The organism is Kaistella sp. CFF1-2 (assembly GCF_059509915.1).
Window position 1 is genome coordinate 860,777 of record NZ_JCAKLF010000001.1, and the last position, 14,080, is coordinate 874,856.

Genomic DNA, 14,080 nt, shown 5'->3' on the forward strand with positions numbered 1-14,080 from the left:
ATTTCGTAAAATTAATCCTTTACAATAAACTCTCATCCACCAAATTCGGCAGCGTTACTTTTAAGTTGGGTTCCGCTTCCATCGAGCGTTTGATCGCGAAAATAGCACCTTCATTTCTTGCCCAACTTCTTCTGGAAATCCCGTTATTAACGTCCCAGAAAAGCATGGATTTCAATCGTCTGTCTGCATCATCGCTTCCATCCAATAACATTCCGAAACCACCGTTGATCACTTCGCCCCAACCAACGCCACCACCGTTGTGGATAGAAACCCAAGTCGCTCCTCTGAAACTATCGCCAATCACGTTGTGAATCGCCATATCCGCTGTAAATCTCGAACCATCGTAAATATTGGATGTTTCACGATACGGAGAATCTGTTCCCGAAACATCGTGATGATCTCTTCCCAAAACTACCGCTCCAATTTCACCATTTTTGATGGCTTTGTTAAAGGCTTCCGCAATTTTCATTCGTCCTTCTGCGTCGGCATATAAAATTCGAGCTTGAGAACCAACCACCAACTTATTTTCTTGAGCGCCTTTTATCCATTGGATATTGTCTTTCATTTGTTGTTGAATTTCAATCGGAGAATTCTGAATCATCTCTTCTAAAACCGCGCAAGCAATATCATCTGTTTTTTGTAAATCTTCAGGTTTTCCGCTTGTACAAACCCAACGGAACGGTCCAAAACCATAATCGAAACACATGGGTCCCATAATATCTTGAACATAGCTCGGATATTTGAATTCTCTTCCTAAAGTTGGCGTTGCAGACATCACATCCGCTCCCGCGCGAGACGCTTCCAATAAAAAGGCATTTCCATAATCGAAGAAATAGGTTCCCACATCCTGAGTATGTCGAAGGGCAGTATGTTTATTAATTGCTGCAGCGTGTCTTCTCAAAGTTTCCTGAACTTTTTCTTTGAATAATTCTGGATTTTCAGCCATCATCGTGTTGGATTCTTCAAAAGAAATTCCAGCTGGATAATAACCACCTGCCCAAGGATTATGCAAAGAAGTTTGGTCGGAACCGATATCGATTTTCAAACCTGCATCAGCAAATTTCTCCCAAACATCAACAATATTTCCAAGGTAAGCCAAAGAAACGGTTTCTTGATTTTCTTGAGCTTTTCTTACTCTTTCAATCAATTCATCCATATTTTTATGGATTTCGTTAACCCACTTTTGGTCGTGACGAATTTTCGTGATTTTAGGATTCACCTCAGCACAAACCGTTACACAACCTGCAATATTTCCTGCTTTTGGCTGCGCACCCGACATTCCTCCCAATCCAGAAGTTACAAAAAGTCCTCCTTTTGGCGATTTATTGATTTTTCTAAAGGCATTCAGAACCGTAATCGTCGTTCCGTGCACAATTCCTTGTGGACCAATGTACATATAACTTCCCGCCGTCATTTGTCCGTATTGCGTAACACCCAAAGCATTGAATTTCTCCCAATCATCAGGTTTTGAATAATTTGGGATCATCATTCCATTGGTTACCACAACTCTCGGCGCATCTTTATGAGAAGGGAAAAGTCCCATCGGATGCCCAGAATACATCACCAAAGTCTGCTCATCCGTCATTTCCGACAAATATTGCATCGTCAAAAGATATTGCGCCCAATTGGAAAAAACCGCACCATTTCCACCATAAGTAATCAATTCGTGCGGATGTTGAGCCACGGCATAATCCAAATTATTCTGAATCATCAACATAATCGCCGCAGCTTGTTGAGATTTCGCTGGATAATCGGTTATCGGACGCGCTTTCATCTCATAATCTGGACGAAAACGATACATATATATTCTTCCAAAATCCTCTAATTCTTTCTTGAATTCAGGGATTAAAGTCGCATGAAATTGAGGTTCGAAATAACGTAACGCATTTTGTAAAGCCAATTTCTTTTCCTCGTCGGTTAAGATTTCTTTACGCTTCGGAGCGTGATTGATATTAGGTTCGAAAACTTTTGGTTGAGGAAGCTCTGTAGGAATCCCTTGTTTTATTTGTTCTTGAAATGTCATTATTTAATTTGAAATTTGAGATTTGAAATTCAAAATTGGTTTTAAAGATATTTAAAACAAAGACTTAAACCAATATTTTACGAGGGAATTTGACTCTAAAAAATATCCGTATCTTCCGAATTCATCTACAAAATTCAAGTTTATACCTATGAAAACTTTTTTAGTAGCAGGTTTTGTACTTTGCTCCATTCTCAATTTTGCACAAGAATCAAAAAGTATTGAGTTCAAAAAGAAAATAGAAACCCATTGTGGAAAATCCTACATGGGCGAGATTACAGAAGGGGGAAAGCCTGGAGATCAATTCACTGGAAAAAAATTGGTAATGCAAGTTCTCTCTTGTGAAGAAAATCAAATAAAAATTCCGTTTTATGTAGGTGATGATCAGTCTAGAACTTGGGTTTTAACTTTTAAAGACGATGTAATTCAATTAAAACACGATCATCGTTTAGAAAATGGAACGCCCGATAAAGTCACCATGTACGGCGGTACGTCGCCCAATACGGGACATGCAAACAAACAATTTTTCCCTGCCGATCAGGAAACATGTACGCTTTTAGACTACGCTTGTTCCAATGTTTGGTGGATGACCATTGATGACAAATCGTTTACCTACAATTTACGCGTGGTTGGTTCGGAACGCCAATTTTCAGTAAAATTTGATTTAACAAAACCTATTGAATTCAACAAAAAACCATGGGGATGGGGAAAATAACCTCCAAAAAATGTCGTAAAATCATGAGTTTAAAAAATAATTAGGTGAAAGTAAAATAAGTTTTGAAAACGAAGCTTATCTTTGCAGTCTCAAAAAATTAGGGTGAATCGTGTGCAAATCACGAACTGTCGCGCAACCGTAAGGCCAAAAGCTAAGTCGGATCCCCAAAACCTTTCGCGAGTTGAAGTAGAAAGCATTATGCACTTTCTATGAATACTAAAAATTAGAATGTTTAATGCTAAAAAATTAAAAAAATGAATTACGACGACAAAATCAAAGCATCAGAAACCCACGTTTTTAAAGTAGTTTTCCCAAACACGACCAATCATCACAAAACCATGTTTGGTGGAAAAGTTATGGAAATGATGGATGAGGTTGCTTTTATGACAGCAACTCGATTTGCAAGAAAATCTTTTGTAACCGTGAGTTGCGACCGAATTGATTTTAAAAAACCAATTCCTGCAGATACTCTAGTTGAGCTTATTGGAAAAGTAAAATACGTAGGAAACTCCAGCTTAAAAGTGAATATCGAAATTTTTATTGAAGAAATGTACGCCGACACTCGAGAAAAAGCGGTTGCTGGCGATTTTACATTGGTAGCGATTGATGAAAACAAAAAGCCCATCAAGATTTTTGAAAATTAAAACAATAAAAAAGCCTTGTAATGCAAGGCTTTTTTATTAGTCATTCTGCTGTAATTCAGGTTGAAGTGTAACTTCTCGCTGCGGAACAAACTGAATAGTTTCTGGATCTCCTGGATTAATCGTGAATTTACTCAACGAAATTCCTGCAAAAGATCGATCAATCGATTTTTTATTTCTCAACAAGTCGAATTTTCGATGTCCTTCAAAAGATAGTTCAACCCATCTTTCTTCTAGAACTAAATCCAAAATTGTTTTACCAGTTGGCACTGAAGTATATTCTGGCGCGCCAGCTCTTTTTCTAATGATATTAATTTGTGCTAATGCTGTTGCCACATCGTTTTTCTTAGCTGCAACTTCGGCACGAATTAAATATAACTCTCCTAATCTTGAAATAATTGGTGAAAATAAATGTCCAATTTTTTCTTGATACGATACCTTATTAATGTAAAACTTAGGGAATCCTCCTCTATTATTCAACGCATAATCTTGCGACAAATATTGTTTAACACCTCCAATTGTGGCATAATATCTCATATAATTTGCACCACCGTAAACTGATGGCTCCTCAACAATCGGATACGTTGCTCCATCTTTCACGAAAGACACGTATTTTCCTGCAGCATCTAAAGTTGCATTATAAAAAGCATACTCATATCGATTGGCCTTCGCATTAAACACGGTCCAATAAACAACAGGGGTCTTCTTACCCGCTTTATCCAAAGTGTAATCAGGTGTGATAAATTGATTTCTAACATCTTGTGGGAACCTTTTCACCGTTTGCAAATAGGTGCTTGCTGCGTACATTTCACCCCAGCCTGCATTATCAATAACAGCAAACATAGAACCCAACATACTTCCAGCCGCGTATTGTCCAGGTTTATTTTCTACACGAAATGCAAAAATAGTTTCGGCATTATTCTCCGGGGTTGCTTGAGCATAAGTTGGTAATGCATCCTTAGATAACAAAGTATATCTTCCCGAATTGATTACTTTGTCGGCATATTCTAAGGCTTTATCATTATTCTCCATATAAAGATAAACTCTAGATAATAAAGCTTGAGCAGAGGCTTGCGTAGCTTTAACATTATTTTTAGAATCACCTGCCATTAAAGTTTCTGCTTTTAGCAAATCTTCAACAACCGCGTTATAAGACTCCCCAACAGTAGAACGCACTGGTCTTTCATCAATACTACTCGTTTTCTTCAAAGGAATCCCCAAATTACTTTGTCCTTGTGAATACGGGAAAGAGTACAATTGAAGCATTGCAAAATTGGAAAAAGCTCTTAGATAGTAAGCTTCACCAAGCATATGATCCAAAGCTGCCGATTTTCCTTCTTTTAAATTTTCAAAAATAGCATTGGTTGCGTTTACTGCTTGGAGACCGTCGTTCCAAACTGCATTTGAACGAGCACCAGATGCATTCCTTAGATAGTTATAAAATTGAGACAAATCATCCGAAGATGCTGAACTCATATGGATTTCATCGGCACCAAAAATACCCGCTCTGTATAAATTTAAACTAGCACTGTTTCCTACGTAATCGGTTGCTCCGTATGATAGTTTACTATAAATTCCATTAAGAAACTGCTCTAATCCAGTTTCTGTGACCACAACTTGGTCTGTAATTGCACCGTCATAAGGCTCTCTATCTAAATTACAACTTACTAAAGAGGATAGTACAAGTGCTGTTAATAATATCTTTTTCATAATTCGTTCTTTTAATTAAAAGGTTGCATTTAACCCGATTGATGCTCCTTTAGGCGCAGGGTAGTTTACATAAGAATAGTTAGAACCTCCTGAGTTATTCCCTGTATATCCCATTTCTGGTGAAAATCCAGAGAATTTCGTAAACATAAACATGTTTTCTAAATTCACAGATAACCTTAAGCTCTTAATCATGTTGTTTGCTGGTAAAAACTGCTTTGGCAAGTCATATGACAAGCTGATACTTCTAATTTTAAAGAAGCTTGCATCTTCTAAATACCTTGTTGATTCTCCATTAGACTGTCTCTTATCTTCGTAAACCAATGATGGGTGAGTCGCATTTGCATTCTGTTCCGGTGTATTGTTTACGCTCCAACGAGACCAATCTTTTGTAAGGACCATCTGGTTATAGAATGGATAAATACCATCATTATCTGTGAAATTTTGTCTCATGGCGTTATACAAATAACCGCCTTTTGAGAATGTTGCTTGGGCTGCTAAAGTAAACCCTTTGTAGCTTAATGCCGTAGAAATACCCCCTGTAAAATCTGGTAATCTAGATTTGTCTTTAAAATTAATATAAGTCGCATTACTATAGGTAGTAGTCGTTGTTTTTGCAATGACAGCATCTGGATTCGCCGTTTGATAATCACTTAGAGAAGCGACTCTGGTATCACCTGTATTGTATGATCCGTTTCCGTCTTTGTCAATATAATACATTGTCCAAAGTGGATTTCCATTCGCTGCATCTACTCCTGCCCACTCTCTTAAATCATAGGTATAAATTTGCTCACCAACGGTATATCTGAACTGTCCTGACTTGTAATTTTCATTCGCCAACTCAACAAGTGTTGATTTGTTTTTAGCAAAATTAAATCCGATATTCCATTTAAAATCTGACTTTTTGATAACATCTGCATCAATCGAAAATTCAATACCTCTATTTCGCAATGTCCCGAAGTTAACGACTTGAGATGTATATCCTGTTACAATCGGTAATTGAAGGTTCGTAATTAAGTCTTTCGTTTCTTTATTATACCAGTCAAAAGTAACATTAATACGATTATTTAAGAATGAAATATCCGTACCTAGGTCTAATTGATAAATTGTTTCCCATTTTAAACCAGTGTTTCCAAAAGCACTTGGGAAAAGCCCTACCAATCCATTATACGGTCTTGATGAACTTCTATTAAAATTCACATAATAGTCCGTCGGAGCATTTCCTTGTACCCCGTAACTTCCTCTAATTTTCCAACGATTAATCGTACTTGCTAATGGTTCAAAGAAGGCTTCATTGGAGATATTCCATCCTGCACTTACAGCCCAGAAAAGACCTGTTTTGTATTGTTTTGGGAATCGAGAAGATTGATCTATTCTAACGGACCCCTGCAATAAATATTTATCAGCATAGGAATATTCTGCGTTTGAAAGATAGGATTGGAATGCATATTCATTTTTTTGACCATTTGGCACGCCTAATGCTTCTGCACCGTTAGACAAAACTTCCGAACCTACAACCAAACCTTTCACAGTTGCTCCATTAGACTTGTACATATAGTCTTGATATTCATACGCTACTAAAGCATTAAATTTATGAACATCATTCCATGTATTTTCGTACTTCAACATTTGGTTTGTATACTTCGTCCATCGAATTGCATTAGACTGAGAAAGCTGTCCTTTGTTTGTTGCTTGCGAAAGCATCGAAGGATCTGAATACCCTAAACCATCATAGTTATAATACGTTAAACTGTTGGTTGAAATAAATTTCAAATTTTTCGCTAAACGAACTTCAAAATCTAAATTACCCTGTCCATTAAATGTATTGTTTTTCCCGTAAGACTTCGGTCTATCCAATAAATAATTTCCACGATCCCTTGAGAACCAAGGCAATGTATTGCTTGAACGAACGTCATAGATAGACCCATCTGGATAAAATGGAGAATCCCAAGGCATATTATACATACCGGCATACAGACTATATTCTTGATCATAAACCTGATCGAACGTAAACGTTAATTTTGGGCTGAATTTTAACCAATCGTAAATTTTACTTTCTTGATTTAATTTAGCACTAAAACGTTCAAGTTTATACCCTTTAACGGTTCCTTCTTCTTTATAATATCCTGCATTGAAATATGTTCTATTTCCATCAGAGGATTTGTTTAAACTTAAATTGTAATTGTTAACAACACCGACTTGTGTAGCTAAATCTAACCAATCAAAATCTCTTGTTATTTGATCAAGACTTGTGATTGGCGTCATTCCTGATTGCGTCGTATACTGCTTATTAAGCATTGAGAATATATCGGTTCCATTTGCTGCAAACTCAAGAAAACGCTCTTTCTGTTGTTGAGAATTCATTAATTTGAAATTCCCCATGTTGTAGAAGTTAAAGGTATTATTTACACTTAAACTTACCGAATTTCCTCTTCCCGACTTCGTTGTAATTACGACAACACCAGAAGCTCCTCGAGATCCATAAAGCGCCGTAGCGGCAGCATCTTTAAGAATAGTTACGTTTTCAATTTGATCCGGTGGTACATCTGCGTCACTGTGAATAATTACCCCATCAACAACGTATAAAGGGTTTTGGTTAGCCGCAATAGAGGAAACTCCTCTAATTCTCATTACTGGCGATGATCCTGGTTTTCCAGCACTAACCGCCGCAACAACTCCGGGCATTTTCCCTTGTAACATGGTTTGAAAATTAGAACTGGTAACATCCTGCAATTTTTCTGCAGAAACAGTCGTTACAGACGATGTCAAAGTTTCTTTTCTTTGCTGCTTGTACCCTACAACAACAACTTCTTCAATTTTCTTTTCAGAAGAAATAGTATCTTTTGAATCATTAGTTTGCGCATGCAACAAACTTCCCATCAAAAAGAAACCTACCCCTACTGTAGAAATCGCTTTTCTTTTTACACTCATATTAAATCACTTTGTATTTAAGACAAGTTTATTCATTTTTTCTCAAAACCTTAACAAATATTAACATTGAATTAAAAAAAAATTATTTTGCAAAAAATGAGTACTGAAAATCAGAAATTTACATAAAATAGATCTTAAAAAATCGGGCAAAAAATATTTTTTAATTTCAGAATTTTTAAAATTATTTAGTTATTTTCTCTAAAAAAAACACCAATTATGGAACTGAATTCCAATAAAATAAGAAAGTGCAATAAAATTATTGCACTTTCTATCAATATATTTATATCGAAACTTTGACCTTATTGAACTTCTACATTCCTTCCAAGCGTCTTAAAACGAACCCCATTTTCTTGCTTTACGGTAATAGTAATTTCACCTGATTTACTTGTTTTAATATCGTGAATCGTTCCGGACTTTCCTTTATGTGTCCCACCTATTACTTTACAAAATGCACCGTCTTTTAATTTTGATAAATCCATACTTTAAGTATTTGTATCATTTAACATAGGAACAAATTTATAGGCACCAAAATCTTCTTTTTCAATTTCAGTATCCGACACTTTAGTAAAACGATATAAGATTTGCTCATCAATTGGCCCTAATGGGATCACCATTTTACCACCAATATTCAATTGACGTAATAATTCCGTGGGGAGAACTTCTGCTCCACAAGTCACTAATATTTTATCAAAAGGGGCAAACGTTGGAAGCCCAGCAAAACCATCACCAAATAATTGAAATTTAGGTCTATATAATAGCTGTCTTAGTTTCTTTGACGAGAAATCATACAAATCCTTTTGTCGTTCAACGGTGTAAACTTGTGCACCCATTTCTAACAAAACCGCCGTTTGATATCCGCATCCCGTTCCTATTTCTAGTACTTTTTCGCCATTTCGAACTTGCAAAAGTTCTGATTGTTCAGCAACCGTTGAAGGGTGTGAAATTGTTTGTCTCGCAGCAATAGGAAATGCCCGATCTTCATACGCATAGTCTTCGAAAATACTTTCGATAAACAAATGACGCGGCACTGCGTTCATCGCTTGAAGAACATTTTCATCTTGAATCCCAATTCTGGTTCTCAAATAATCGATTAAAATTTTTCTTTTTCCTCGGTGTAGAAAAGAATCCTGCATGATTGTATCCGTTTTTTAGAAATTCGTTTTGCGAACTTCTTACAAAAGTAGAAAATAAAAAGACTACAAGGCAAATAGAAAACAAACCAAAAATTTTACCCATTTTCGTATCTTTGACACAAAGAAAATTGATATGCTAAACGCAGGATTGGTAGGTGCAGGGCATCTTGGAAAAATACATTTGAAACTTTTACAAATGTCTGAGAAATACAACTTGGTTGGTTTTCACGACAAAGACGTCGAAAATGGAAAAAAACTGGAAGCCGAATTTGGATACAAGTATTTTGAAAACTTTGACGATTTACTAGATCAAATCGACGTATTGGATATTGTAACGCCAACAATCTACCATTACGATTTTGCTTTGAAAGCGATTGACAAAGGAATTCATTTTTTCATTGAAAAGCCAGTTACTCAAACCTTAGAGCAAGCCGAAGATTTACTTCAAAAATGTACGGAAAAAGGCATTAAAGTTCAAGTTGGTCATGTTGAACGTTACAATCCGGCCTTCATCGCAACTAAAGAGTACATCAACAATCCGATGTTTATCGAAATCCATCGTCTCGCAGAATTTAACCCTCGTGGAACTGACGTTTCTGTGGTTTTGGACTTAATGATCCATGATTTGGATATTTTGTTGAGCATAGTGAAATCAAAAGTGAAAGACATCCATGCAAGTGGTGTTTGCGTCGTTTCTAAAACTCCAGATATTTGCAATGCCAGAATCGAGTTTGAGAACGGCTGTGTTGCCAATTTAACGACTTCAAGAATCTCAATGAAAGCGATGCGTAAGTCCCGTTTTTTTCAGCAAGACGCGTATATTTCAGTAGATTTCTTGGAGAAAAAAGCAGAAGTTATTCGTATGAAAGAAGCTCCCCTAGAGCCTTCTCCATTCGATATGATTATTGAAAATGCGGACGGTGAGAAAAATCAAATCCTTTTTGAATATCCAAATATTCAGTCGAATAATGCGATTTTGGATGAACTTAATTCTTTTGCAGAATCCATCGAATTAGATCAGCCGTCTCAGGTTTCTCTTCAAGATGGAACTGAAGCTTTAAAAATTGCCCTAAAAATCATGAATCTGATTCAGAAATAAATCAACGAATTTCAAAAAATAGAAACCTGAAGCAGAATTGTTTCAGGTTTTTTTGTTATGATATTTTGAAATTTTGAAATTCACGCCGTTATCATTGTCTCAAAATGAGATTTTGTAGAAAATTTTTCTATCTTTATCAAAATTTACATTTCTGCTATGAAAAAATTAAGCATTCTAGGGATCGTTTTGGCATCTCAATTTTATTTTGGACAAGGGTTTTTGAAAGTTGATGGGCAAAAAATAGTTGATGAACAGGGAAACAATGTGGTTTTAAAAGGACTTGGACTTGGTGGCTGGATGTTGCAAGAAGGATATATGCTAAAAACAGCCGATTTTGCTGGCCCGCAATATCAAATTAAAGCTAAAATCGCCGAATTAATAGGTGAAGAGGGAAAAAACGAATTCTACGCAGCTTATTTGAAAAACGGCGTAACAAAAAAAGATATTGACGCTCTTGCAAAGTGGGGATTCAACTCCGTTCGTTTGCCAATGCATTATGATTTGTACACGCTACCAATTGAAAAAGAACCTGTTAAAGGTCAAAACACATGGTTAGAACAAGGTTTCAAAATGACAGATGAACTTTTGAAATGGTGTGCAGATAATAAAATGTATTTGATTTTGGATCTTCATGCAGCGCCTGGTGGACAAGGAAATGATGCAAATATTTCGGATAACGATAAATCGAAACCAAATCTTTGGGACAGTGTTGAAAACCAAAATAAAACCATTGCACTTTGGAAAAAGCTGGCGGAACGTTACAAAGATGAAGCTTGGATTGGTGGATATGATTTAATTAATGAACCGAATATTAATTTCACAGGAAGCAATCCGAATGGAACCGATGAACAATCGAATGCACCGCTTTGGAAATTGCAAAACGACATCACCAAAGAGATTAGAAAAATCGATAAAAAACACATTATTTTCTTAGAAGGAAACGGTTGGGGCAATAACTACAATGGTCTTACCACTATTGAAGACAACAATACGGCTTTAAGCTTCCATAAATATTGGACAAACAATAATACAGGTTCTATCCAAGGAATTTTAGATTTGAGAAAAAAATTCAACGTTCCGATTTGGTTGGGTGAGACGGGCGAAAACTCCAATGTTTGGTTTGCTGAGTTGAATAAACTTTTGGATGATAATAACATCGGTTACGCATATTGGCCAATGAAAAAAATCGACAATATTGCAGGAGTTACCAATGTAAAAATCACGCCTGAATATCAAACTTTGTTGAATTATTGGAAGAATGGCGGAACGAAGCCAACACCAGAATTTGCAAAAAAGGCATTGATGAAAATTGCGGATAATTACAAATTCGAAAATACTGAAGTTAAAAAAGATGTTATTGATGCTCTTTTCCGTCAGGTAAAAGAAGACACAACGCTTCCTTTTGAAAAAATGAGTGCTCCAGGAACAATAAAAGCAACATCCTACGACTTAGGACGAATCAACAGTGCGTATTTCGATAAAGACTTCCAAAACCTTTGGGTGAGCGATCCTAACCAACGTTCTGAATGGAATTCGGGTCAAAAATTAAGAAACGATGGTGTCGATATTTATCAAGATGGAAACACCTATTATGTAGGTAAAACCGAAGCGGGAGAATGGTTGCAGTACACTTTCGATGTGAAAAAAGCCGGAAGTAAGCAGGTTTCTTTAGAATATGCATCGCAGGAAAATGGAGAAATTCAGATTACAGATGCAAAAGGAAACGTTTTGGCTACTTATAAACTTAATGCTACGGGAAGTTATACAAGTTGGAAAAACTCCAGCCCTGCAAAAATCAACCTTCCAAAAGGGCAAAACAGTTTGCGAGTTCAGTTCAAATCGAATGGAATCAACTTAAAAGCCATTCATATCAAATAAAATTAATTTTAAAATCCTTTTCCAACCGAAAAGGATTTTTTATTTTCGATACATGAATAAATTCCTTCTTTTTCTCCTTCTACCCGTTTTTTGTTTGGCACAAAAAAACAGCTTAAAATCTAACCTTAACGCACTTACAAAAGACAAAAAAGCCACGATTGGCATTTCTGTAAAAGGAATTGATTTCCCGTTTGAATTCAATAATTCTCATGCAAAAGAGCATTTACCGATGCTAAGTGTTTTCAAATTTCATATTGCAGCAACCGTTTTAAATGAAGTTGATCAAGGAAAATTCAAATTAGATCAGAAAATTTTAGTCAAGAAAAGTGATTTATTAGAGAACACACACAGCCCAATTCGAGACGACTATCCTAATGGAAATGTGGAATTAACTTTGAACCAAATTATCGATTACACCGTCGCAAAAAGCGACAATAATGGTTGTGATATTCTATTACGTATGCTTGGTGGAACGGAGAAGGTACAAGCATTTATGAATTCGAAAGGCGTAAAAAATTTTCAAATAAAATACAACGAAGAATGGATGCATAAAGGCGTGGAATATCTTTACCCAAATTATTCATCGACGCAATCCATGTCTCAGCTTCTTTCGGTTTTTGCGAAAGGAAAAATCCTTGCTAAATCATCAACCGATTATCTTATGAAAATCATGTTGGGAACGTCTACAGGAACTAATAAGTTAAAAGAACAACTTCCAAAAGGAACTTTGATTGCCCATAAAACTGGATCTTCAGGGAATGTAGGAAATTTAACGATAGCAGAAAATGATGCGGGAATAATCACACTTCCTAACGGAAAAAGATATGCAATTACCGTGTTTGTAAAGGACTCTAATGAATCTTGGGAAACCAATTGTAAGTTAATTTCGGATGCTTCAAAAGTTGTTTGGGACTATTTTAACCAAGAACAAAAAGGGCTATTCTTTCATTTGAAGTAAGTTTCTCATTTTCATAATTCCTCGTAAATACGTACATTTAGGCTTAAATTTTAAACCTAAAAAATGAAAAATATTGTCGTTATTGGAGCAGGAACTATGGGCAACGGAATCGCTCATACATTTGCGCAAACAGGCTTCCAAGTGAGTTTGGTGGATGTTTCTCAAGAAGCTCTAGATCGAGGATTAAAAACCATTACGACCAATCTTGATCGTATTATTGCGAAAGGAAATCTTACCGAAGAGCAAAAAAATCAAACCTTAGGGAACATTAAAACGTTTACAGACCTAAAATCTGCAGCAACCAACGCTGATCTTATCGTAGAAGCAGCCACTGAAAACCAAGATCTGAAGTTGAAAATTTTCGGTCAAATGGATGAATTTGCACCTCAAGATTGCATTTTAGCAACCAATACATCTTCTATTTCTATCACAAAAATTGCCGCAGCAACAAAACGTCCCGAAAAAGTAATCGGAATGCATTTTATGAATCCAGTTCCTATTATGAAATTGGTAGAAATCATTAAGGGGTATTCTACGTCAAAAGAAACATTTGATTCGATTTACGAAATGAGCAAAACACTAGGAAAAGTTCCTGTTGAAGTGAATGATTATCCAGGTTTTGTAGCCAACAGAATTTTAATGCCGATGATTAACGAATCTATAGAAACATTATACAACGGCGTTGCTGGCGTTGAAGAAATCGACACCGTGATGAAATTAGGTATGGCTCATCCGATGGGCCCGCTTCAATTAGCAGATTTTATTGGTTTGGACGTTTGTTTAGCGATTTTGAATGTGATGTACGACGGCTTTAAAAATCCGAAATACGCTCCAAATCCATTATTAGTAAACATGGTGATGGCAGGAAAATTAGGTGTAAAGTCGGGTGAAGGTTTCTACGATTATTCCGAATCAAAAAAGGCTGAAAAAGTAGCAAAAATGTTTGCGAAGTAATTGAAAAACTTCGAGATAAATAATTGACAAAAATTAAATTCAGA

The 14,080-nt window shown here is 36.1% G+C and carries 11 protein-coding genes; 6 read left to right on the forward strand and 5 right to left on the reverse strand.

Annotation, left to right across the window (positions count from 1 at the left end):
- Nucleotides 1–19: 19 nt before the first annotated feature.
- Entirely contained in the window at nt 20–2,023 is a 2,004-nt protein-coding gene (gene hutU / locus AC5XHR_RS04015) for a urocanate hydratase (RefSeq protein WP_495949486.1), read from the reverse strand.
- Nucleotides 2,024–2,171: 148 nt separating this feature from the next.
- On the opposite strand from hutU, the gene AC5XHR_RS04020 reads away from it, so the two are divergent.
- Together AC5XHR_RS04020 and AC5XHR_RS04025 are read left to right on the forward strand one after the other, a co-directional pair.
- Nucleotides 2,172–2,735 (forward strand): hypothetical protein, encoded by a 564-nt coding sequence (locus AC5XHR_RS04020; protein WP_495949487.1) that lies wholly within the window; start codon nt 2,172–2,174, stop codon nt 2,733–2,735.
- A 254-nt stretch (nt 2,736–2,989) separates the two neighbouring features.
- Nucleotides 2,990–3,379 (forward strand): acyl-CoA thioesterase, encoded by a 390-nt coding sequence (locus AC5XHR_RS04025; protein ID WP_495949488.1) that lies wholly within the window; start codon nt 2,990–2,992, stop codon nt 3,377–3,379.
- 36 nt (nt 3,380–3,415) lie between these two features.
- Here AC5XHR_RS04025 and AC5XHR_RS04030 read toward each other — a convergent pair whose 3' ends face one another.
- The 4 genes from AC5XHR_RS04030 to AC5XHR_RS04045 all read right to left on the reverse strand — a co-directional run bounded on the left by AC5XHR_RS04030 (nt 3,416) and on the right by AC5XHR_RS04045 (nt 9,147).
- Entirely contained in the window at nt 3,416–5,086 is a 1,671-nt protein-coding gene (locus AC5XHR_RS04030; protein ID WP_495949489.1) for a RagB/SusD family nutrient uptake outer membrane protein, read from the reverse strand.
- Between the two features lie 15 nt (nt 5,087–5,101).
- Nucleotides 5,102–8,014, reverse strand: coding sequence for a SusC/RagA family TonB-linked outer membrane protein (locus AC5XHR_RS04035; RefSeq protein ID WP_495949490.1), 2,913 nt, complete (start codon nt 8,012–8,014; stop codon nt 5,102–5,104).
- A 299-nt stretch (nt 8,015–8,313) separates the two neighbouring features.
- Nucleotides 8,314–8,493, reverse strand: coding sequence for an RNA-binding protein (locus AC5XHR_RS04040; RefSeq protein WP_495949491.1), 180 nt, complete (start codon nt 8,491–8,493; stop codon nt 8,314–8,316).
- A gap of 3 nt (nt 8,494–8,496) precedes the next feature.
- Nucleotides 8,497–9,147, reverse strand: coding sequence for a protein-L-isoaspartate(D-aspartate) O-methyltransferase (locus AC5XHR_RS04045; protein ID WP_495949492.1), 651 nt, complete (start codon nt 9,145–9,147; stop codon nt 8,497–8,499).
- 133 nt (nt 9,148–9,280) lie between these two features.
- Here AC5XHR_RS04045 and AC5XHR_RS04050 point away from each other — a divergent pair, with 133 nt between their 5' ends.
- From AC5XHR_RS04050 to AC5XHR_RS04065, 4 genes are all read left to right on the forward strand, one after another.
- Nucleotides 9,281–10,246, forward strand: a complete 966-nt coding sequence (locus AC5XHR_RS04050; RefSeq protein ID WP_495949493.1) for a Gfo/Idh/MocA family protein — start codon at nt 9,281–9,283, stop codon at nt 10,244–10,246.
- 156 nt (nt 10,247–10,402) lie between these two features.
- On the forward strand, nt 10,403–12,124 hold the full coding sequence (locus AC5XHR_RS04055) for a cellulase family glycosylhydrolase (protein WP_495949494.1): 1,722 nt from the start codon (nt 10,403–10,405) through the stop codon (nt 12,122–12,124).
- Between the two features lie 52 nt (nt 12,125–12,176).
- Nucleotides 12,177–13,082, forward strand: a complete 906-nt coding sequence (bla, locus tag AC5XHR_RS04060) for a class A beta-lactamase, subclass A2 (RefSeq protein WP_495949495.1) — start codon at nt 12,177–12,179, stop codon at nt 13,080–13,082.
- 63 nt (nt 13,083–13,145) lie between these two features.
- Nucleotides 13,146–14,036, forward strand: coding sequence for a 3-hydroxybutyryl-CoA dehydrogenase (locus AC5XHR_RS04065; RefSeq protein ID WP_495949496.1), 891 nt, complete (start codon nt 13,146–13,148; stop codon nt 14,034–14,036).
- Nucleotides 14,037–14,080: the final 44 nt, after the last annotated feature.